Source organism: bacterium, assembly GCA_030649055.1.
GTDB lineage: Bacteria > Patescibacteriota > Minisyncoccia > UBA6257 > JAUSGH01 > JAUSGH01.
On the sequence record JAUSGH010000007.1, the window covers coordinates 1 to 22,741 of the forward strand.

Genomic DNA, 22,741 nt, shown 5'->3' on the forward strand with positions numbered 1-22,741 from the left:
GCAACATCGCTACTCACGAGAAATGACAACGCAAACTGTTTTCCTTTATAAAAGACTATGTATATCCGTTTTTCAATTTTCATTTGTTAATAGTTAAAAGTTAATGGTGAAGAGTTATTTCCGTTTCCCATAATTTCCCACTAGAGCTACATTCTATTCCACTTGATTCCACAAAGCCACAACATAAGCTGTGGATAAGCTGTGCACAACAAAAAAGCGCCACAGTGGTGCAGCGCGTGATTCGAGTGCCTTCTTAATTCAAATTTTATACTTCATAGGACCTACGCAATCGGTGTCATTCCCGTGAAAACGGGAATCCAGAGCTGTAAAAAACGGGTGGCACTGCTGGATTCCCGCCTCCGCGGGAATGACAGAAAGGCGTGAAGTGCGTAAGTCCTATATTAGAAAAAACAACGCCGCTTGTACATACCATGCGTAATATAACACGGAAAAACTCCGGCGGTTTCAAAAACATAAACTCGCCGTCTCAAGCGGCGAGTTTATGTTTTTCACGTAAGTAGCGCTATGGCTTCTTTGCCTGCATTGCTTGAATCTGTTTCATAATCGCATCGATTTGCGCCTTTGCCGCATCAATCTTTGCCTGATTCGGATTCGCCGCGGGCACAGGTGCCGGAGCTGGCACTGAAGCTGCTTTCCTTGCCGCAACCTGCGCCACCAACGCCTCAATCTGCGATTTCAACGCATTAAGTTGCGCAGGAGTCGCCTTTGCCGGAGCCGGAGCTGGAACAGCTGGAGTCGCCGGAACCGCTGAGGTTGCCGGGACTTTCACTGCGCCATAGACCTCCTGCAACTTCACGCGCGTCGCCGGACCTACCCGCCCAACTTGGGGCAATCCGTATTTCTTCTGGAATTCCTTCACTGCTTTTTCTGTAGCAGGACCGAAGAATCCAACCGGATTAACACCAAGCAACTGCTGTAACCGCCTCACATCCTCACTTTCCGCGCCGCGGACCAAGTCCTTATTGAAGACCGGGGAAGCCACCTGCGCCACTGCTGATGGTTGAGCCTTTGCCGCTACAATCTTCGCCGCAAGCTCGGCAAGCTTTACTTTGATTGCAGCAATTGTTGCTTCCCTTGTCGTGGGAACCGCTGGCGCCGCAGAAACTGTCGGGGCGGTAGTCGGGCTTCCGCTACTGCTGCCGCCTCCACCACTCCCACCCCCGCCGCCTCCACCACCCCCGCCACCTCCTTCGCCACTAGAGCACAAACCGGTTGTAGACGGCGTCACTGTAATGGCAAGAGTCGCAATGTTACTTTCGGGAACCTCAATGGTTACAGTTGACTCCGACGCCGTACACGTATTCGACGTCTTATACTGACTCGGCGAAACCGTGAACGCACGCCGATCGGAAGATGTCACCTGTAAGAAGAGTCCACCCGTTGTCGTCACCACAAAGTCGCCGGTATTGACCTCGATTTGGTCCATAAACGACTGACGACCGGAGACAACGAGCGTGTAGCCACTGACGGAGAGTTCCGCGCTACTCGGCAGAAGATTCACGTCAAGTGAGGCACCGAAGGCAAAAAGCGGAGCGGCAAGGAGCGAAATAACAACTGAAAGATATTTTTTCATTGTGTTAGTCGTCCAATATTAATCCGCTAATTACTTGACGCCGAAGAAGTTAAAGGAAACGTTTCCGGTCTGCGTCACCGCCGTAGGATAGCCAAGGTTCGCGATGAGCAATCCAATGGTGTCTGCCGCTGTTGATGACGCCTGAGTAACAACGAAATTCACTGGGAGCGAACCCGTTGCCGACACAAACACACGGTAGCTCGTCAAGATTCCCGTAGCACTGCTACAAAGCACGCCGACGGTCGTTGAAGCGGGGATGCCTGAGTTCGGAATGTTGCAGAAACCCGTCACAATACCCGAAATGGTTGAACCGCCGCCGACAAGCAAGTTTGTGGTGCTTGCGGTGCCAACAACCGTCACGTTGCCCTCCGTATTGATGTTACCCGTTAATCCCGTCACTGTTGCCATGCCGCCAACCGTAAGCGCGCTGGCTTGAGTGAGCGAGACACCGGTGGTGGATGCGTAGACAAGAGACGTAAGACCGGTAGCAGTCAGCGTTCCCTGTGTCGCAATGTTACCCGTTGATCCTGTCACAGTGGCCATTCCGCCGATCATCAAAGTTCCGGCGTAAGCAAGCGACTGGCTCGTTGACGATGCGTAAACCATCGTCGTGAGACCGGTGACCGAGAGCGTGCTGCTCAACGTTGCGGCGCCTGTAACCGTAAGCGAACCGCCCGTAGTAATGTCCGTGCTGATAGTCGTCGCGCCAAACACTGCGCCGACGGTTAGCATCACCGACAGACCAACTGATGTCGCGATCGCAGCAATCTGCTGCTTGCGACTTATAACTCTACTCTTCTCCATAGAGATTTTTTTAATTAATTTTAATTTATAAAGCGACCTAATGTTGAACTCACCTCAAAAGTACCTCCCTCGACCAGAACCTATCTCAAAAATATCTCCAGTCGCGATACGAGCAAATCGCGACGAACGCGGCTTGGAGATATTTTGAGATAGGTTCTAAATACTTCTGAGATGGATTCTTTGCATGCGCAGAATACGCACGCAATTCTCCTTATTTTTTTAGTATAGCAGACCAAATCACGGAGCAACTGTGGATAACTATAAAAGGTTTCGTAATCAAAAATCAGCCCCACAATGCGGGGCTGATTTTTGATTCTTGCTTCTCTGCTTTCTTGCTTTTATGCTTCGTTTATTCTAAAACTCCACCGCCTCCCCTCTCCGAAGTTTTGCGATGATGTCATTCCCCGCTTGCGCGAAGTCCGGCTGCTTTGCGATGATCGTTTCAAGTTCACGAATCGCGTCAGCATTCCGCCCAAGCGTATGATACGTTGACGCGAGCTGAAGCCGATGACCAATATCGTCCGGGTTAACAATGATAAATGCTTTAAGCGTACCGGCGATGCGCGCCTGATTACCGGTTACTCTATACACTCGAAGCAGAAGTTCATCGGCAACATCAACTGTTCCAAGATGTTCCTTGAGCAACGCATCAACAATGTCCTGATCGCCGTTTAATATATGCACCGCGGCAAGATTCATTCCGACCGCGCCGAAGTTTTTCGTTTTCTGATAAATAAACTCCATCGTCTCAACGGCTTTTGCTGTATTTCCCATCTGCAAATACGCGTCCGCGAGCTCAAAATACACCTGATGCTTCATCGGGGCGAGCTTCAACGCGGCGTCAAACGCCTCTAACGCCTTGTCATACATGCCGACTTTGGAAAGAATAATCGCGAGGAAAAGCCGCGATCGTGGATCTGACGGATTCTCTGTCACCACTCGATCGGCGAGCTCAATCGCCTGCCGCAACATTTGCGAACGAAACTCCGGAGTGAGGGAAGGTGCTACGCCTGCCGCGAGTGCAAAACGCGAATATTGCTCGGCAATTTCCATCCTCCCCAACGCCGCATCATAGGAAAGCGCGTTATTATATTCATCATACGCGCCCTGGATGTCTTGCGCGCTCTGCAGCTTCAATGCATTAAGGAGGTGCAAATTCACAAGTAGCGGCCGGATGTTTAACGCGTACAGCGTAAGCGTGAATCCCACGACAAGAATCGCGGAAACCATTCCAATGGCTTCAATACTCGCGCTTGCTCGTTGCGCCACTAAAGGAGCGCCAGCCGTTCGCCGCTCGTCAAAACTTTCAGCATGCGCGAATGCTGTGCTTTGGATAAACGCGAGTAAAGCGAAAAACACGGTGTAGGTCGCGATATTGTCAAACACAAAAAAGTTCTGCAGGACGTACGCGAAAAGAAGCCCAGAAATCACAATGCCTGCATGAAGTTCTCGCGATGCTTCATATTCTATCGCGGTTGTATGCTGCTTGTCCGCCGCTTCACGCGCAAGCGCGAAGTTTTTCCATAACATCCCGACGCCGGTCACGAACATCGCGAAATACGAGATAAGTCCAAGAATACCCGCGTTGATCAGCCAATCAAAAACAATATTGTGCGAGCGGTCAAACCACGGCTCCTGCTGCCAAAGTTCCGTCTTATAGTATTTTGAGAATACAACGAGATAATTTTCCGGCCCCCAGCCCAACAATGGATGTTCCTTAAAACCTTCCCAGCTCATGTTCCAAATAGTGAAACGCGACGTAATCGTCCGCTCCCTGAAGGACATTGACGTGAGGCGTATCAACACGTCGCTTCCGCGCACGAAAGATGTATTCCTCGCCATCCAAAGTCCCGCGGGAACGATGATGAGCAACGCGAGAGCGGAAAAAATAGCGCGCCTCATGCGTTTTGAAACGGTGATATCCGTTCGCATAAAGATAAGGAAAAGTCCGCCAGCGAAAATGCTACCGAGAAGCAAAGCAAGTGTCGGGCCACGGCTTGCGGTAAAGTAGATGATGAGCAACGTGAAAAACGTCGCGGCAAGCAGGTAGTATCTCGTCCATTTGTTACGCGCGTATATCCAAAGCAACAGCGCGAACGCGACAACAAACATCAAATATGCGGCAAGATATGTCGGATTACCGATGGTTCCGTCGGTGCGGAATCCGCCCTGCGGAGAAATCAAATATCCGAGTTTTTGGAATAACGCGTACACGCCCTGCAGAAGTCCGGCAACAAGCGAACAGTGCAAGAACACCATCCAATCTTTGCGCCGGAGTATATGCGAAAGCACAACGAAATACATTGCGAGATGAAGATAAGCAATCGCTCCTTCCATGCGCTCAAAGTTAGACCAAAAACTCCGCGTTGGGTTCTCGCCGAACACGGTCGCGAGAAGCACAACAACGACCCAGAGAAGCACGCTCCACATAAGTGGCGTCATGCGCGGCCGGTATTTCGGATTAAATATCGCGAGCCAAATCCACGCAAAAAATGCAACTTCCACGAGCGCGCGGAATACAAACGCTTTTCCCGTGATGTACGGGAAAAACATATTTTGGGCGATGAGGAGCGGAACAAAGGGAACGACGAATAAGGCTATCTTCGTAATCCAGAGCAAAACACGTTCAGTGGTTGATTGCATAATATTCAAAGACATAGGACTTATAGGTCCTATAAGACTTATAAGTCCTATGTGTTCTATTTGTCAATAACTTCCGGTCCGTCGTACTCAACTTCATCATCGGTGAGCCGCCGGTACGGCTTCTCCCGCTCCAACTCCTCACCGACATGCGCGATGAGTCCCGGAAGGCGGGCAAGCACAAACACGCCGTTCCCCATGCGCGCCTGAATACCGAGCTCGGAAAGCAATACGGCAAACGCACCGTCAATGTTTAACGGAAGCAACTTGCCGGACTTCTTATTGAGCTCTTGGCCAAGCTCACCTGCCAGCGCCGCATATTTTCCCAAAAGCCCCAATGCTTTAGCGCGCTCAAATAATGCAGTAGTACGGGGGTCCGCGTCTTTATACACCTTATGCCCATAACCCGGCAATCGCTCGCCCTTAGCGGATAATTCGGCAACGATGGTTGCCGCATTCTTTCCGGATTGCAACAATTCGGCAAGCGCTTCAATAGCTCCGCCGTGATGTTTTCCAATCGTGAGAATCCCAGCCGCGAGCGCGGCGGTAAACGAAGCACCGGTGGATGCGGTGGTGCGCGCAACAAACGTTGAGGGCGCCTCAACGCCGTGCTCAGAGGCGGCAACAAGCATCGCGCCCAAAAGTTCCGCCTGTGGTTTCTCCGGCATTTTCCCCGTAAGCAACAAAAATATAATTTCCGGAAACGTCTTTGTGGCAATAAGCTCCGTCAGCTTGTAGCCGCGGATGTAGAGCTCGCCGTTCTTGTGAACGCTGATTGAAGTTTTCCATTTCATGGCATTTATTCAAGTATAGAGTATTGAGTATTAAGAAGACAGTATACACGCAGGGACTAACTGTTATCGCGAGAACTTTTGACTAACCCAGTGATGAGTTTGTGGACGATAACGGTTTGCTGAGCAATGCTGCTAAAATCAAATTTGGAAATATATCCGACGTCGCGCGCTACAAGAAGCTGATTCTGAACTTCAGTGAGAGAACCTTGCGCCATGTCATAAAAACGGTTCTTTTCTATTCGACTCCGCCGAGAAAAACCCTCCGCGATGTTTGACGAAACCGAAACTGCTGCGCGCCGTAGCTGATTACTCAAACCAAAAAGTTCTTCCTTCGGAAAACTTTTCGTAAGACGGTAGACGATTACTACAAGCTCATGGGCCTTACGCCACGCCACCAAATCGGTGAATGACTGAATTTTCTCTTGAGATTTTTGCGATTCCATACTGTCTTCTCAATACTATATACTCAATACCTTCTTAATGAGTCCCGGCACCTCATCCAAAATATCCGCCACCATGACTCCCGCCGCACGAAGCGCCTTTACTTTTGACGCGTAACTCCCGCGGCCTTTGGAAACAATCGCGCCCGCGTGGCCGAGCACGGTTCCTTGCGGCAGGGTTTCCGTAAACTTTCCGGCGACAAGCGCGACAACAGGCTTCGTAAACTTTTTTTTGCGAATGAATTCGGCCGCAAGTTCTTCATAAGTTCCGCCAACCTCGCCGAAAAGCACCACCGCTTTGGTCTCCGGATCTTTTTCAAAAAGCTCCAACAGGTCGGCAAAGTCCGAACCGATAATCGCATCTCCTCCGATTCCGATGACAGTGCTTTGTCCTAATTTTTCGCGCGAAAGCGTTGAAGAAATCTCCGCCGTCATTCCCCCGCTTTTTGAAATAACGCCGATATGGCCGGGCGTGAATACGTTTTTAATTTCGCCGCTTCCGATGCTTCCAATTTTCCCGAGTCCGGGTGAAATAATGCCGACCGACGACGGGCCGACGACGCGCACGCCGACACGACGCGCCGCCGCAACAATGTATGCCGCATCTTGTGCCGTCACATGCTCGGTCAGAATATCAATAAGCGGAATACCCGCGTCAATGGCTTCCAACGCGGCGTCTTTTACAAACGCAGCCGGCACCGTGATGAGCGAGGTGTTGATTTCGGGATGTTGTTGAAGCGCCTCAAACACGGCGTTATACACCGGAATTCCCTCCACGCTTTGCCCGCCCTTGCCCGGCGTTACTCCGGCAACAACCGCCGTGCCATAAGCCAGCATCTCCTTGCACGCGCGCGAACCCTCGTTGCCGGTTATTCCTTGTACAAGCACACTCGTTTTTTTATCAATAAGTATTGCCATAGTTATTTTTTTCATTGTCATCCTGAGTTCGCCAGCAGGCCGGTTGATTGATTATAAATAATATATCCGAAGAGGTGCCCGCGGCCGACGAAGGATCTCTCGGAGATTCTTCGGCTCATCGCCTCAGAATGACACTGTAGTCTTACTTTATTGTTTCGATGCTTTATTGCTTCGATACGCCAATGCTACGACGCGCTTCGCGCTCTCCGCCATTGATGTTTTTCCGTCAAACACAGTGAACCGATATCCTTCTTTTTTTGCGACTTCTCGCAACATCCGGAACGCTTGCTGCCCCCGCGGACCGTCACGACGGATAACAATCGGAAATGTCGGCTTCGGTTTCACTTCGCGCAGCCCCTCAATAAACCCAACCATGGTTTCGTAAATATCGGTGAAATTCGCCGTACCGCCGATGACCCACAGCCCCTTCAAGCCGTGGCGCGCGAGCACACGCTTTGTTAAATCACGCACCACTTCCTTCGGCGGATTTCCGGAATATTCGGTATAGTTCGCCGGCCATCCGTTATATTTCAAGAGCGCGTCAATGTTTAAAAGCGACGCTCCGCCTCCCGAAGCCAAAATCGCGATGTCCCCATCCATATCAATAAACCTGCGTTCACCGGGTTTTATTTTTTCGTCATCCAAAACAACCTTCGCGTCCGCCGCAACAAACTTTCCGTCTGGGGTCTTCATCAGCGGATTAATTTCGGCAAGCAAGGCATATTCGCCGAAGAAACAATTCCATAAACTTTTGACAATCGGCACGAGGCCGCCGACATCGGCAAACGGGATGCCGGCGCGGAGCAACGCGCTACGGATAAAAAATGGGTGCAATCCTCCGATGACGTCAACCGGAAACACCTCCGCTTTCTTTGTGCCTGTGCCGCCGGAAACGGTTGCGGCCAAAACCGGCGCGCGATGATCTGTGGAGTAACTGAAACTTATATAATATTCCGCCACTGCCGCAATTTTTTGCTCAACCAACACTTTTTTCACGCGCTCACCGCGCAGCGTTTTGGAGAGTAAATCGGCGACTGCCGTTTTTGCCGCGCGCTCATCATCGGCAAAAAGAATTCCGCCACTGCGCGCGCGATCGCCAAAAGTAACCTGCGCCTTCACCGCGTATGGGCCGGAAAACTTCGGCCCGACACCAGGACGGGAAACAAGCATGCCCTCCGGCACCAAAATTCCATACTTTTTGAATAACTTTTTTCCTTCGTGTTCGAATAAATTCATAAGGTATTCCTTCGATTTCACTCAGGAAATATTATTCGCTGAGTTTGTCGAAGCGATACATGCACGTTTTACACAATCGTCCGCATAATCATGCGTAGCGTGTGATACGGACCGGTCGCGAACCGCCGGCCGATAAAAATGATTCCGGCAATGTATGCAAGCGCCGGAACGCCAAGCAACGCAATGAAGAGCGGCGCGCTCAACTTCGCGCCATACATATATAACGGCGCGGCAGCGAGCATAGTCATCAGTGTTGCGCCGAAGATGACCGCGATCGGAATCTTCACGTCGGCAAACCGCAGCCCTAAATAGCGGAAAGACCAGTAACTCGCGATAAGCGCCAAGGCGAAACCGTTGATAAGCATAGCAACCGCCGCTCCGTAAATACTGAAGTACCGCGTGAGCACCAAAAGCAGCGGCGCGGAAATGAAAAATTGCGCGACCGACATTTTGAACCGCACATCAGGAAATCCCGCGCCGTCAAGCAATGGATACGTAATCACCGCGAATCCTTCAAACGTGAGCGCAACAACGAGCACCTTCATCGCCGCAACCATACCCAGCCACTTCGCTCCCAAAAGAATCTGCGCGAGCGGTTCACCAAAAAGTAAAATAATCACGAGAAACGGAATCATCGTGAGGAGCGCGATATCAAAACTCCGCAAAAATCCTTCGCGCAGTTTTTGCATGTCCCCTTGAATGCGCGCGTATGCCGGAAATCCGACTTTCGTCACGATCGTAAAAAGCGCCGAGGACGGCAATGAAGCGATGCTGTTCGCGCGAGAATACAATCCCAAATTCGCCGGACCGGAAAAACGGCCGACAATAGACGATTCAACAAGATAATTGATTTGCCCCAAGGCATTTTGCGCCATGACCCACCCGCCGTACGAACTCAAGTCCCGCAAGCGCCCGAATTGGAAAGAAAACTTTGGCCGGTGCGGATGCCCCGCGTATTGCACTACAACCCCCGCAATGTACTGCGCGACGTAACCAAAAAAAAGCGCGGCGGCAGTTGGATGCAGAAACGCGAAAGGTATCGCCGTCGCCGTAAACGCAAGCTGACCGGCAATGTCGCGCATAAACAGCGTCCGGAAATTCATCTCCTTAAAAAAGAACATGTTGCCGAGGTTGCTCAAGGACTGGATGACCGTAAGAATTCCGCCGTAACGCAACAGCGCAAGCGCGGTCGGATCAGTGATGTGAAAAAATATCGCGACAAACGGAGCGGCGAGATAAATAAGGACGGCGATGCCGATAGCTCTCAAAAAATTAAACGTCCAGTACACGTCAAGATAGGCACGAATATCTCCCTGCCGCTGGATGATCGCGTTTTCAAACCCCGGCATTGAAGCGGTGTTCAAAATGCCGACGAACATCAGAATGATGGTGATGATACCGTAGTCATCGGGCGCAAGCGTCCGCGCCAAAACAAAAAAAGTCCCGAAGCCGACGATCTTCTGGGCAACGAGTCCCAACCCCGACCACTTCCCTCCTTGTATTGCTTTATGAAGCGTCCCTTCGGTTGATTCCATTGAGATAGATATCAATATAACCGATTTTTCACTCTAATGGTAACCATCCGGCCGTTTGACTAAAAAACTAAAAAGATTTAGTATATCGCTAGTACCGAAACAGATTTGCTAGAACCTTTTGAAAGGGTAGGCCTATGTCTTGGCAGGTACCGGTGGTGCTGCGGCTCGTGGTCGCATACGTCATCGCGCAGCCGCTCATCAAGAAACTCACAAAGGAGAACGATGAGTCCCGGACGCAGAAGTTCCTGTTGCAATTCCTCGTCTGTCTGCTGCTTGCGTCCGCATTCGCCATCTGGAGCGGCGACTGCAACTTCGACAGAAACGCCCGCGTCCTCTTCGCCGTCGGCATCGCAAATGCCTTCGGCGCGTTCTGTCAGTGGAAGTCCATCGGATACTCGCTCTCCAAGAACGCGCTCTTCACGGTGTGGGATGACATCATCGCGATGACACTCTGTTTCACGGTGCTCCACGAAGGTAAATTCCTAAACCCGTGGATCATCGCGGGAATCGTCACGAGCTTCATCGCGATCGTCTGCTTCTTCCGGCATGGATGGCGGAAAATGCAGAAAGCGGAGACATCGGGAAGCGCAGAAAGCAACTCGTCAACTCCTCCGGCCTTCTACGCATGCGTCGCCGGCTACAGCATCATCTGGGGAGTAGCGGTGTTCCTTATGCGCAAGTTCGCGGTGGAGGGCGTGTCACTTGGAACGTTCCTCGTCGGTTGGTACGGCGGTGCGGCAACAGGGGCTATGCTCATCTTCCTCGCGGGAGTGGAGCTGAACCCCAAATGCACGCAGCCGCTCACAAAAAAGAGCATCCAATGGACGTGTGTGCTCTCCGTCTCCATCATCGCATCACTACTGCTCCAATACTGGTCGCTGAGGAAGGCGCCGCTCGTCATCGTACAGCCGATCTTCCTTACCGGGGAAATGATCATCCCGGCGCTCATCGGCCTCTACTTCTTCAAGGAAAAGAAAGATCTGGACAAGGCCGAACGCTGGTACTTCGCAATCGGCATCACCGGCGGCATACTGCTCTTTGCGCACGACGCGCTGCAGCAACTTGCAACGCGGCTCATCGCCTGGTTCTAGGCGACCGATGACCGGCCCCAGAGAGTTTCTCTCTGCGGGCCGGTTTCATTTTTGATTCTAATACTTCCTTATCTTCGCGATGAGATCGCGATGTTCCGGATACAGCGCGCGAAGCTCGCGAAGTGCGTCCTCCTGCCAGCCAGTTTCTTTCGTCACGCTTTCGGGCCTGCGGATATAAGTGAATAGCGGCTTTGGAATCCGAAAGCCCTTCCAGCGGCCGAGCGTCCGCAGCAGCAAATCATATTCGGGAAATTTCAGACCTTCACGGTAACATCCTTCCGCGGCTAACCGCTCCCTGCGATACATCATCCCGATGGCGATGCTTGAAAATATATTTTCGGTGCTGACGACACGCGTAACGTCGCCCATGCGCTCCTCGTAATCGGAATACACGAAATCAATCTCGGGATTGGCGTCAAGCACATCGGTTGTCTCACGCAAAAGGTCCGGCCCGAACGCATCGTCGCTATCAAGCTTGGTGACATAGGTGCCAACCGCCGCGCGGAACCCGGCATTCGCCGCGCCGACAAAACCGCGGTTCGCCTGCCGGATGACGCGGATAGCATTGCCGAACCGCGCGAGTATCTGCGGCGTCTCATCGGTGGAGCCGTCGTCAATAACGACGATCTCGTAATCGCTTTTCGGAAACTGCTGCGTGAGCGCACTCTGTAACGAGCGTTCAATAAACGCAGCGGAGTTATATGCCGTAATGACGATTGATGCTTTTATCATAAGCCCCCTTGTATATGGTCGCGCTGTAACGGCGTCCCGAACGCAATATCGCTCGCGGCTTTTTTGCCGATGACCTTATCGTAAAACTTCGTTTCAAGACCGAACGCCGGCCGCACATCCCGGACATTTTCTTTGGTGAACAGTTCACCTTTTTTGATATCCTTCCCCGCAAACAGCGACCGGCGCCACCGTTTATTGTATTCTTCCAACTTATTATTCGGCCCATAATGCACCTCGCCAAGCATCGTAGCCGGAACCGTTTCCTTCTCGCCGCGTTTTTCTAAGTCACGAATTTTTGCAATCATTTCTTTAAGTTCGTGCGGCTCCAAAGAAAACTCAGCATCCGGCCCGCCGGTTTTTCTATCTAAAATCAAGTGCTTCTCAACAATAGACGCGCCCGCACGCACCGCCATCACTGGGATCTCAACGCCTGCGTTGTTATCGGAAAATCCGCTGACGACCCCGAAACGTTCGCGGATGTCCTGAATGGTTTTCAAATTCATATCTTCCCACTTCGGATTGCCGGAGTATCCCGTCACGCAATGCAGTATCGCGATATCCTTCGCGCCATACGCGCGGAGCGTATCAATGGCAAACCGCGCCTCGTCTTCCGATGCGTAACCGATGGATATAATCACGGGCTTTCCGGTACGCGCGACTTTTTTGAGCAACACAAAATCCGTCGCCTCGTATGACGCGATTTTGAACGCCGGCACATCCATTTTGGTCAAAAAATCCACGGCGGTTTCGTCAAACGGAGTTGAAAAAAGCATGACGCCAAGTTTATCCGCAAGCTTTTTCAACTTCGGTTGCCATTCCCAAGGCGTATACGCGGTTTGATACAGCTGATATAACGTCTTACCTTTCCACAATTCCGGATTATCTTCGCCACCGACTCTAAACCACTCTTTGTCACAGTTTAAGGTCATCGTATCCGGCGTATATGTTTGGAGTTTTACTGCGTCAACGCCCGCCGCTGCGGCGGCCTCCACCAGGCGCACGGCCTCTTCATATTTTTGATGATGATTACCCGAAAGCTCCGCAACGATAAAACACGGATTCCCCGGACCGATTTTTTTATTGCCGATGTTCATAGTCATGTATATAACACCTACCGCGACGCGATCATTTCAATACATTCGTGGCCTTCGTAATCAACGATGCCGCGATTTTCATATCCTGCTTTTTGAAATGTCTTCACGGATGCAAAGTTATCGGTTTTGATGTGCGCAAAAATCTTTTTGATGTTCGGAAAGTCTTTAAACAATGATTGACCCGCGGAACGCAAAGCTTCGCTACCGATCCCCTTTCCACGAAAACGCTCCGTAACAGAAACACTGACCTCGGCGGATTCTCCGCCGTCATCAACATCAAATCGCACCTGACCCGCTGACGTGCCGTCCGCCTCAACGACGTACAATACGCGTTTAGGATTTCGCAAAGAGCTCTTGAACCACGCGTCGTGTGTGGACGCATCAACGCGCTCCGTATGCCAAGATTGCGCGCGAACGCTGTCCTCGTTGCGGAGTTGGAACAAAAAATCCTTGTCACGTTCTTCCGCGCGACGCACGCGTATCGTTTGCGGCATGTTATCACTAGACCTCATGTATAATTATTTTCGTTATGCAGGAGGACCATCATTTTTTAAGGAGGAACATTGCATCCTTCTTGGTCGGGTCGTTTACTCAAACGCTTTGGCCGCGAACATGCTGCGGATATTACTTGACCACAATTCTACACCGTAACGGATTATATCCTTTTTAAACCATCCTCACCGGAATGCCGGCATCCCACATCCGCTGCTTAATGCTGTTGGCGGTATGGCCGGAATAATGAAACATACTTGCCAAAGAAACCGCATCCGCATGACCGACCAAAACCGCGTCAATAATATCCTGCACCTTCCCCGCTCCGCCAGAAGCAATGACCGGAACGGAAACGGCGCCAGCCACCGCCTTAATGAGATCTAAGTCGTAACCCTCCATGGTGCCATCCTTATCGATGGAAGTAAGCAAAATTTCTCCCGCTCCGCGACACTCCATTTCCCTTGCCCAGTGAACCGCCGATATTCCGGAATTTTCCAGTCCACGATTTTTAAAGACAACATAATCGTTACCGACCTTTTTTGCGTCCATGGATAATACTACGCATTGACTGCCGAAAGTTCTCGCCGCCAAAGCGACGAATTCCGGGTTTTGCAACGCCTCGCTGTTCACGGCTATTTTATCCGCCCCTATTTTCAATAACATTCCGATGTCATCCAAGGAATGAATGCCACCGCCGATAGTCAGCGGCATAAAACATTCCTTCGCGATTCCCTGAACAATTTCAAAAGCCGGTGGGCGGTGTTCTTCGGTAGCCTTTAAATCAATAAAAATTAATTCATCCACGTTCCGGCTGTTATAAACTCTCGCCATCTGTATGGGATTGCCAAGATTCCTTAATCCATCGAATTTGATTGTTTTGACAAGATTAATCCCATTAAACAGCATGCATGGGATAACTCTGGTTTTAAGCATACTCAGTAATTTGTTTTAAAAAATTTTCTAAAAACTTCCATCCGCTATGTTGGCTTTTCTCCGGATGAAACTGCGCGGCGAAAATATTATCGCGTTGAATGCCGGCGGCAAACCTTTCTCCGTAATCGCAGGTTGCGGAAATAATCGCGATGTCGTCGGGGCGGACACAATAACTGTGGACAAAATAAAAATTTTTATCCTCAATACCGTCAAAAAGACGGCTGTTCCCATTAACCGGTTCAACATTGTCCCAGCCGACATGAGGTAGCCGCAAACTTCCGGCATCCAGCTTAACGGTTTTGCCTTTAATAAAACCCAACCCGCGCGTTTCTCCGAACTCATAACCGACATCTGTCAGTAGCTGCATGCCAAGACAAATGCCTAAAAACGGAACTTTCTCCTCCAGCACTCTTTGAGCTAAAATGTCCGCCAAACCGAAACGCTTAAGATTCTCCATTCCGTCCCCAAACGCGCCTACTCCGGGAAGCACTAAGAAATCCGCGCGGGAAATTTCATCTTGTTTGCGGGAAACGACAACCGATGCGCCGATTTTTTCGAATGTTTTCGCAACCGAAGCAACATTGCCCATCTCATAATCAATGATGATGCCGTTAAGCACTTTCATTGTCATAATTTACTTTAACTAAATTCCCGGCAATATCCCGTAAAAACTTTCCGTGAGAATCCTTTTTGAAAATCTGCGGATTGGTAAAAGAATCCATAACGGCATCAATCTCCTCCTTGCTCATGCCGGAATATTCCGAAAATTCTTTAACTCCGTAATACGGATACTTGCCGTCATACTTTCGGACCAACTCCATTCCCTCTTCCCTGGTAATCCGGCCATTCCTAATGTCCAAGCAGGCATGATCCGTAGCCCTGCAAAAACCGTATTTGAGAAATTTCAAATAATCGTGGACGCCAACCGTACCCTCATCCAGATTTTCATAATTGGTGTATGTTCCCTCAACCGGTCCGTCTTCCTTAACGGCAAATCCGTATCGCTTGACGATTTCATTTTGCTTTCTTGCGTCCCACTTAAAGTAATAGCCCAGGAATAGCCCGGTCGCGCCGACCCGTTTTAACTCATTGTCGCTCGGGTAAGAATACGCGAGCAGATCTTTTTTGGTAATCCCGCCGACGCCAATCATGTCATCCACTCTGTTTCCCAAAAGTCCGCCGAATTCCTCAAGCCAGCGCCGGTCAAGATAATTTTTCTCGGTGGCGGACGCCGGTCCCCCATATTCCAACTGGGAATTTTCCCCCCAAATAATCAGAGGGACATTATACTGGACAGCGGTCCGGACCGGAATCGTAAAAATACCGATGTGATTGGGCCATTCGTTGTCGCCGACCCGTTTAAAGGCCTCGATGGCCATTTTCTTGTATACATCCGGATTTTTTTTGAAATAAACGAAGTCGCAGCCGAATGTCCGGATATTCTCCCGATTTTTTCTTCCCAATTCCGTAATATGGGTCTGCTCGAAAGAAACCAGCAGTGGATTCAGACCGTACACTTTTTTCATCACATAAACCTGGTAATGGCTATCCTTGCCGCCACTGACCGGAATAATGCAATCGTAATTGCTGCCGTCTTTGGAGCGGTATGTTTCAATAATGGCTTCAAATTCTTTTTTCCTCGCTTCCCAGTCAATGCCGGTTTCTTTCTTTACAGCCGACAGGCAGGCATCGCAAACTCCGGCCTGATCAAAAAATAAATCCGGCTTTGTATTGGGCATGACGCATTTTTTGCAGTAGGTGATTTTAGTCATACGATTTTTGCATGCCTCTCTAGTAACCAGATACTCACGCCTACGTTCACGACGAGCTTATATTTTCTTCAATAAAAACATCTCGTCCACATTATTACCATTCACGTATTTATATTTTTCTCTTTTTACCAATCTGAGATTTGGAAACAAATCCAGATACATTTGGACGAAATCTCTTTTCCAAAGCCGGTCCTTATGGCCGCGGTAATCAATCGCCTGAGGTTTTTCCGAAAAATACTCCATCCCCCAGATATATTTCTTGCTGGTCCGATAAATTTCCCGCATGGCTTTTTTGAGATCCTTCGGAGCAATATGAATCAAAACTCCGGAGGTGAATACCAAATCAAAATAATCATCCTTAAAAGGAATATCAAAAGCGCTTCCCTGGATAATATTGATTCCTTTCGTGTGCGTTTGAGCTATCGCAACGGCGACGTTAAAAATTTCCACTCCGTAAAGATTTTGATGGCCTTGTGATTGCAAAAGTGCCAATTGGTTTCCGACGCTGCTCCCAACCTCCAGGATATTATTCAACTTCAATGTACCCAAAAACCGGGTATTCATTACCGATCTGGACAGCCCGTATTCTTTCATATAAAGGTCGTCTAATTCCCTGTTGGTGAACAGGTTCCTTTCTATGTACCCTTTGTCAAAATCCGATTGCCAAAATTTTTCCTGGTCAGTGAATTTTCTATTTTTCATATAATACGATGATAACCAACAATTGCCCGCAATGCAAAATTCTACCGCATCACGCATCGGACTTTTTTATAACGATTTCATATATGACGGCGCCATACTCAACGCGATAGTCCTCTTTTTACTTACTATCAATCTCAGCTTCGAGTACTGACCAACAATCAACGTCCCGATAGCCGCGCGGCATCCGGAACGCGTCGCGGCGACGCCCTTCAAAAACCCAGTTTAGTTTACGCATGATGGCGTTAAAGACCGGGTGCGCCGATTCAGCCCATAACCGATGAAGCTTTAAAACTTTAAATGCCAGCTTGGTCGCGAGAATAATTGCTTCAGTCGCATAGCCCTTGCCCCAGACGCTCCGATCGCCAATCATAATCGAAAGCTCGGCGCTCTTGTTTTCCTTGTCGATAGCGATAATAAAGATATTCCCAATATGTTTCTCCCCATCTTTAATGAACACGGCAAAATGGCGATCGGGCGACTGTCGCGTTGACGCGATAAAATCCCTTACGTCCTTAAGCGAAAATTTTTTTCCTCGCCGTCGGGTGTAAAGCTGAACCTTGGCGTCGTTTAACCAGTGAACATACCTCAGTGTCGCCTCAGCCGGTGATAATTCCCTTAACCCGAGCCGCTCACTGGCAATAAGATACGTTGAATGCTTTTTCATTTTTTGGACGACGCCTCGCAAGAAGACAAGGCAGTAATGAAGATTACTTATTTCCGCAGAATCGCTTCCGCGCGATCAAAATCTTCAGGGTAATCAATATCAACATTTTCATCATTGTCCATGATGAGCGGCAGTAACTTATCGGCGACAACCTGCCGCATCAGGATATTGGTGCGCGTCAAATATATCGCCCCGTTTTCTTTGAACAGCGGCTTTGACATTTGGCGGTTTTCCAACTTTCGCGGATACAGACGCTCGTAGCCACCCTCAACCTCAACCCAAAAATGTCCCTTATCGTATGTGCCGCTGACAACCGAGTCGGCATCGTTTGCCAGCGCCAGATCCACGGCTTGCTGTATCCGCTCGGTTTTCAATAAGGGCGAAGTCGGATACACCAAGAGGACGTAATCCGGACTATATCCTTCCTTACGCTTCAGCTCTTTCACCGCGTGCTGCAACACCGGCAGCGTCGCGACCTCATCGGTCGCAAGTTCCATCGGACGGATAAAGGGTACCTCGGCACCGAACTTTTTTGCCACCTCGGCAATTTCCTTGTCTTCGGTGCTCACAATGACCCGGTCAATGCCTTTCACTTTTTTTACGGAGGCGATGATGTAGCTGATCATCGGTTTTCCGGCGAGCAGCTTGATATTTTTTCTCGGCACCCCTTTTGAACCTCCCCGGGCCGGAATAACAACAATTATTTTCTTTTTATTTTTTTCCATATTTTAGTGATAAAGGTAATAATATTTTGAGTTGCGTTCATATTCGCATACTGTTTCTTCAGCACCGAGAGCGTACGCGCCGGCGGCGACCACTGTTTCCGGCGATAATACTCATCTAAGTAATCATATAAATCTTTTTTATGATAGATTGCCCGGCTCAATCCTCTTCGGTTACTCACCAACACATCATCCTTCGGATGAAGTCCCGGCTGATAGCTGATAACCGGCTTACCGGCAATGCTTGCTTCAAGCAGCACAATAGAATTTGTTCCGACAATCAGCGTTGCTTCGCTAAGTAATCGGTAAAGATCGGCATCCTTCACCACGCGAACCGGAACTTCGGGATAACGGGCGATAAGTTCATCGTACTTCCCTTCCTCTTCCTTCGGATGCAACTTCACGATAACAGGTCCGTAATCCTTCCATTGTGCGTATCCGAGCACGTCTTCCAGCACCTGAAATTCGTTGAAGGGATACGGATTGGGATGCAACGAAGAAAACGGTGTTGAAATATATAACAAATTTTTCGGGTGTTTTGTTTTTGTACGGATTTTTTTTATGCTTGCCTCAAGAGCCGGGTTTCCTGTAATCGCGATTGCCCCGGCGGGAACGCCGAGTTCCAATAATTCGCGCTTCATCACGCGGTCAATCACGCAAATGTCATCCGGAAGATAACGGTGGCGTTTATTTATTTTTTCTCCGAAGCGGTCGTCGTAACCGCTCCAATAATCAATCACGGAAACGGTTCGTATGCCGCGCGCCCGGGCAATAAGCGTGAACCGTTTTTCGATACTCAGTCCGGCGCTTGCCCCCAGCACCATGATGTCCGGCTTCCACGCAACAACAACATCCGCAAGCTGCGCGTCCGAATAAGAAGTGCAGTCCGTAGCACGAATCTTCTCCCGCGCGAACATCGGAACGGCGTATTTCGCTCCAAGCACCTTAACCGAAGCTTTTGCAGATAACTTTTTGATCACCGGCGCGAGCGCGTTCGCGCTGCCCGGATCCTGCGCCGCGAAAAGAACTCTCATATATTACTTATTTCCATTAAACTCCTGCCGGTTGGCGTAAACTTTTTTAACGGCGCTAACAAAAAGATCTATATGTTTTTTTGTCCTCGGATATTGACACACCGTCGTGAACGTAAATTCTTTTTCATACATCCGTTCAACCACGGGACAAATGCCCTTCGTATAATCAACGCGTCCCCCGTAATGGCTTCCCACAAACGGAAAGTTAGTGTTATTAAATACCTTTTGCTCCTGAAATACGCGCAGGAGATATAAAGGTTTGGTATATCCGAGGGACATGGGGAACCCTTCGGCGGTCATCGCCCGCGCAAAGTTATCACGAGAAATCTCCAGTTTCGATTCGTCAATTTTCATCGGGTACACATAAAACACGTGGCTCGAACCCTTGGGAACATACGGCAATACAAGGCCGGGAATGACGGACAACTGTTTTGTAAGATATGTTACCAACTCCAGCCGCTTCTTGTTCAAAAAATCCAGTTTGCGAAGCTGCTCATACGCGATCGCCGCCTCAAGTTCGGTCATGCGATAATTGCTTCCGATGATAGGACCGTCGGCGTAACCCGGATCCTGGTCAACATATGCTTCCCCGTGATTCCGCGCCAACTGCGCACGGAACGCGTAATGCGCGTTGTTCGTTACGAGAACTCCGCCCTCGCCGCTCTGGATAGTTTTATGCACATTGAAACTAAAGACGCCGATGTCGCCGATGGTTCCGGTGAACTTTCCTTTATACGTTGCGCCGGGTGACTGCGCGTTATCTTCAATAATTTTAATATTGAACTCTTTGGCAATCTTCAGCAGCTCGTCGAAATCAGATGATCCTCCGAAAATATTCACCGCCATAATCGCCTTCGTGCGCGGGGTAATACATTTTCTGACCGATGCCGGATCAATGCAAAATGTTTTCTCATCAATATCGGCGAATACCGGCACCGCTCCGTTCATCAAAATCGCGGTGGCCGAGGCACACATGGAGTACGGCGACACGATCACCTCATCACCGGGACCGATACTAAGCGCCGCAACCGCCGCATGTAGCGCAGTCGTCGCCGAGTTAAATGAAACCGCGTGCTTCACGCCGAATTTTTTACAAAACAGCGCTTCAAGTTTTTTGACCTGTTTGCCGCCCAAAAAATACGGGCCATTCGCGCCCACAAAATCCGACAGCGGTCCGTTTTTTATTACTTGCGTCGCCGCGCGCAATTCTTCCTTGCCGATGTTGTACACCGGCGGAAATGGTTTCTTTAATATCGGCTTCCCTCCAAATAATGCGAGTTTTTTCATATGATTTAGCGAAATTATGTGATTCCCCAGAATCATCCTGGGGATAGGCGCAACGTCCATTGAGCGCCGACGCTTTTTATTTTTTCACATCCCCGCCCGGTTGAGGCAACTTCTTCACCTTCCCCCGAAACGACAAGCGGACATTCACCCCATTATGCTCAGAAGAATACAACAATGCATGCATAATTTCGAGTGAAGCTAACGCCGTCTTCCCCGACGAACGCGGTTCGCGATTTTTCCCGACGCTACCCAAGAGATCCTGAAGCGCGGAATCCATATAATTGCGCGGCAAATCTTTCGAAATCGGATTCCGGGCATCATTGGCGATAAACTGCGACCCGAGCACCGGATCTTTTTGTTTCAGATAATACCGGTAGTCATATACGCCGAACGGCTTGTTGATGGTATCAAGCCGCGCGTCGGATCCGAAGATGTTCATCTCCAGAATGCTGTACTGTTTCGTCGCGAGTGGCATGATGGTGGCGAACACCGAACCGAATCGCAGTCGGCCGATTAATCCGTTCTTCGCATTCGTCGCCGACACTTCATCGCATGGTCCGAACAAAAATACTAAGAGATCCAGGAGATGCGAGCCAGTCGTTACAATACCGCCGCTATAATAACAGCCAACCGCCTGCACATCCCCTACCAGTTCCGCCATGTGTTCTTTAATAAACTCATAGAAAGGATCATAGCGGCGAATAAAATTCACGAGCAGTTTGACGCCGCGCCGTTCGCACGCAGCCGCCATTTTTTTCGCTTCGGTTAAAGAAATCGCCAGCGGTTTCTCGCACCAAATTCCGCGGACCGAAGCATGCTTCAACACCTCCCGCAAAATCGGGAAGTGGGTTTGGTCCGGAGTGCAGATACTGACAAGCTCCGGCTTTTCTTGCCGAAACATTTCGCGATAATCGGAGTACGGTCGGCCGCGGAACAAGGCACTTGCCGATTGCAAGGCGCGCTGATCGGAATCGGCGATTGCGACAAGATTGATTTCCTGGTTAGCCAGGTATGCTTCCATATGCGTTGTATGGAACGGAAGTTGATATCCGCTGAACTTCACGCCGATATTGCCGGCTCCGATAATTGCGGCGCGTTTTTTTGTTTGTGCCATAAAATTAAGAGAGAGCGGTCCGCAATGTTTTAATAACATGCGCTTGATCAGCTTTTGAAAGGCCGGGGAAGATTGGGATGGAAATTTCCGAAGCGTAAAATGCTTCGGCATTAGGGCAACTACCCTTTGTATATCCCAACTTCCGGTAATACGGCTGGAGGTACACCGGAATATAATGCACCTGGCACCAAATACCGGCAGCGCGCAGCTGCGCGAAAACTTCTGCGCGTTTCTTCGCAAAAGCTCCGCGGAGCCGCACCGGGTATAAATGCCAACTGGACGTCACGCCCTTCTCCTCGGTCGGCAATTGCAAAACCTTTTGAAGGCCACCGAGTTCCTTCGCATAACGCGCGGCAACGGACCGCCGCAGCGCCATAAATCGGTCAATTTTTTTGAGCTGGCTCAACCCGAGCGCCGACTGAATATCGGTCAAGCGATAATTGAAACCGAGCTGCTGCATTTCATAGTACCACGCGCCCTCCGACTTTCTTTTGAGCAACGCCGCGTCTTTGGTGATGCCGTGCGTGCGGAATACCCGCAACGCATCCGCATACTGCTTGTTGTTGGTAAGCACCGCGCCGCCCTCGCCGGTAGTAATAGACTTCACCGGATGAAAACTGAAGGCCGTCATGTCCGCAATGCTACCGATGCGTTTCCCGCGGAGCGTTGCGCCAAGCGAATGGCAGGCATCCTCAACCAACACTACGCCGTGGCGTTTCGCTATTTTTTTGAACGCGGGAAGATTAGCAGGGTGTCCCCCGTAGTCAACAACGGAAATCAATTTTGTTTTCTTGTTGATTTTTTTCGCCGCCGCAATGGGATCAAGATTGCCTCGATCGTCAACGTCGGCAAAGATGGGCTTTGCGCCAAGATACAACCCGGCGTTCGCGGTTGCAACGAAGGTGAGCGGACTCGTAATGAACTCATCCCCGCGCCCAAGTCCGGCCGCGAAGTACGCGCCGTGCAGCGCCGCCGTGCCGTTTGAAAAAACAACGGCGTACTTCACGCCGCAGTATTTCGCCAATGCCTCCTCAAATGCTTCAACCTCCGGTCCTTGCGTCAAATACGGCGACCGGAGCACCTTCACGACCGCTCGGATATCGTCTTCATCAATGAATTGATGGCCATAGGGAATCATAGGGC

General features: G+C 50.0%; 22 protein-coding genes. 1 reads left to right on the forward strand and 21 read right to left on the reverse strand.

What is annotated here, in order from left to right; genetic code table 11:
• Positions 1 to 523 precede the first annotated feature (523 nt).
• The 8 genes from Q7R85_01745 to Q7R85_01780 all read right to left on the reverse strand — a co-directional run bounded on the left by Q7R85_01745 (position 524) and on the right by Q7R85_01780 (position 9,961).
• Entirely contained in the window at positions 524 to 1,594 is a 1,071-nt protein-coding gene (locus Q7R85_01745; protein MDO8584824.1) for a peptidoglycan-binding domain-containing protein, read from the reverse strand.
• 30 nt (positions 1,595 to 1,624) lie between these two features.
• Entirely contained in the window at positions 1,625 to 2,398 is a 774-nt protein-coding gene (locus tag Q7R85_01750; GenBank protein MDO8584825.1) for a hypothetical protein, read from the reverse strand.
• A gap of 354 nt (positions 2,399 to 2,752) precedes the next feature.
• Positions 2,753 to 5,041 carry an O-antigen ligase family protein gene (locus Q7R85_01755; protein ID MDO8584826.1) on the reverse strand — a complete coding sequence of 763 codons (2,289 nt, stop codon included), beginning with the start codon at positions 5,039 to 5,041 and terminating at the stop codon, positions 2,753 to 2,755.
• Between the two features lie 56 nt (positions 5,042 to 5,097).
• Complete coding sequence (locus Q7R85_01760; GenBank protein ID MDO8584827.1) at positions 5,098 to 5,832, reverse strand: citryl-CoA lyase; 735 nt, start codon at positions 5,830 to 5,832, stop codon at positions 5,098 to 5,100.
• A gap of 56 nt (positions 5,833 to 5,888) precedes the next feature.
• Positions 5,889 to 6,275, reverse strand: a complete 387-nt coding sequence (locus Q7R85_01765; GenBank protein MDO8584828.1) for a four helix bundle protein — start codon at positions 6,273 to 6,275, stop codon at positions 5,889 to 5,891.
• A gap of 15 nt (positions 6,276 to 6,290) precedes the next feature.
• A complete protein-coding gene (locus tag Q7R85_01770; protein ID MDO8584829.1) occupies positions 6,291 to 7,205 on the reverse strand; it encodes a succinate--CoA ligase subunit alpha in 915 nt (304 codons plus the stop codon).
• Between the two features lie 132 nt (positions 7,206 to 7,337).
• Complete coding sequence (locus tag Q7R85_01775) at positions 7,338 to 8,426, reverse strand: ATP citrate lyase citrate-binding domain-containing protein (protein MDO8584830.1); 1,089 nt, start codon at positions 8,424 to 8,426, stop codon at positions 7,338 to 7,340.
• Positions 8,427 to 8,494: 68 nt separating this feature from the next.
• Positions 8,495 to 9,961: a lipopolysaccharide biosynthesis protein gene (locus Q7R85_01780; GenBank protein MDO8584831.1), complete on the reverse strand. Its 1,467-nt coding sequence runs from the start codon at positions 9,959 to 9,961 to the stop codon at positions 8,495 to 8,497.
• A 134-nt stretch (positions 9,962 to 10,095) separates the two neighbouring features.
• Between Q7R85_01780 and Q7R85_01785 the strand changes: the two genes are divergently transcribed.
• Positions 10,096 to 11,052, forward strand: coding sequence for a hypothetical protein (locus Q7R85_01785; GenBank protein ID MDO8584832.1), 957 nt, complete (start codon positions 10,096 to 10,098; stop codon positions 11,050 to 11,052).
• A 57-nt stretch (positions 11,053 to 11,109) separates the two neighbouring features.
• Here the strand turns inward: Q7R85_01785 and Q7R85_01790 are convergent, their stop codons facing one another.
• The 13 genes from Q7R85_01790 to pseC form a co-directional block, all read right to left on the reverse strand.
• Positions 11,110 to 11,784, reverse strand: a complete 675-nt coding sequence (locus tag Q7R85_01790) for a glycosyltransferase family A protein (protein MDO8584833.1) — start codon at positions 11,782 to 11,784, stop codon at positions 11,110 to 11,112.
• Complete coding sequence (gene pseI, locus Q7R85_01795) at positions 11,781 to 12,884, reverse strand: pseudaminic acid synthase (protein ID MDO8584834.1); 1,104 nt, start codon at positions 12,882 to 12,884, stop codon at positions 11,781 to 11,783. Before pseI ends, Q7R85_01790 begins: the two co-directional genes overlap by 4 nt.
• Positions 12,885 to 12,895: 11 nt before the next feature.
• Entirely contained in the window at positions 12,896 to 13,372 is a 477-nt protein-coding gene (locus Q7R85_01800) for a GNAT family N-acetyltransferase (GenBank protein MDO8584835.1), read from the reverse strand.
• Between the two features lie 172 nt (positions 13,373 to 13,544).
• Positions 13,545 to 14,303 (reverse strand): imidazole glycerol phosphate synthase cyclase subunit, encoded by a 759-nt coding sequence (locus tag Q7R85_01805; protein ID MDO8584836.1) that lies wholly within the window; start codon positions 14,301 to 14,303, stop codon positions 13,545 to 13,547.
• Positions 14,296 to 14,934, reverse strand: coding sequence for an imidazole glycerol phosphate synthase subunit HisH (gene hisH / locus Q7R85_01810; GenBank protein MDO8584837.1), 639 nt, complete (start codon positions 14,932 to 14,934; stop codon positions 14,296 to 14,298). Before hisH ends, Q7R85_01805 begins: the two co-directional genes overlap by 8 nt.
• Entirely contained in the window at positions 14,915 to 16,066 is a 1,152-nt protein-coding gene (locus tag Q7R85_01815; GenBank protein ID MDO8584838.1) for an N-acetyl sugar amidotransferase, read from the reverse strand. The genes hisH and Q7R85_01815 overlap by 20 nt, the downstream gene beginning before the upstream one ends.
• Positions 16,067 to 16,132: 66 nt before the next feature.
• Complete coding sequence (locus Q7R85_01820) at positions 16,133 to 16,777, reverse strand: methyltransferase domain-containing protein (protein ID MDO8584839.1); 645 nt, start codon at positions 16,775 to 16,777, stop codon at positions 16,133 to 16,135.
• Positions 16,778 to 16,895: 118 nt separating this feature from the next.
• Positions 16,896 to 17,441 carry a GNAT family protein gene (locus Q7R85_01825; protein MDO8584840.1) on the reverse strand — a complete coding sequence of 182 codons (546 nt, stop codon included), beginning with the start codon at positions 17,439 to 17,441 and terminating at the stop codon, positions 16,896 to 16,898.
• Between the two features lie 47 nt (positions 17,442 to 17,488).
• A complete protein-coding gene (locus tag Q7R85_01830; protein MDO8584841.1) occupies positions 17,489 to 18,166 on the reverse strand; it encodes an acylneuraminate cytidylyltransferase family protein in 678 nt (225 codons plus the stop codon).
• Positions 18,142 to 19,197 (reverse strand): hypothetical protein, encoded by a 1,056-nt coding sequence (locus tag Q7R85_01835; protein ID MDO8584842.1) that lies wholly within the window; start codon positions 19,195 to 19,197, stop codon positions 18,142 to 18,144. The genes Q7R85_01830 and Q7R85_01835 overlap by 25 nt, the downstream gene beginning before the upstream one ends.
• Positions 19,198 to 19,200: 3 nt before the next feature.
• Positions 19,201 to 20,484, reverse strand: coding sequence for a DegT/DnrJ/EryC1/StrS family aminotransferase (locus Q7R85_01840; protein ID MDO8584843.1), 1,284 nt, complete (start codon positions 20,482 to 20,484; stop codon positions 19,201 to 19,203).
• Between the two features lie 76 nt (positions 20,485 to 20,560).
• The gene (locus Q7R85_01845) at positions 20,561 to 21,598 is read right to left on the reverse strand and encodes a Gfo/Idh/MocA family oxidoreductase (GenBank protein ID MDO8584844.1); all 1,038 of its coding nucleotides are present in this window, start codon (positions 21,596 to 21,598) and stop codon (positions 20,561 to 20,563) included.
• 4 nt (positions 21,599 to 21,602) lie between these two features.
• On the reverse strand, positions 21,603 to 22,736 hold the full coding sequence (pseC, locus tag Q7R85_01850) for a UDP-4-amino-4,6-dideoxy-N-acetyl-beta-L-altrosamine transaminase (GenBank protein ID MDO8584845.1): 1,134 nt from the start codon (positions 22,734 to 22,736) through the stop codon (positions 21,603 to 21,605).
• Positions 22,737 to 22,741: the final 5 nt, after the last annotated feature.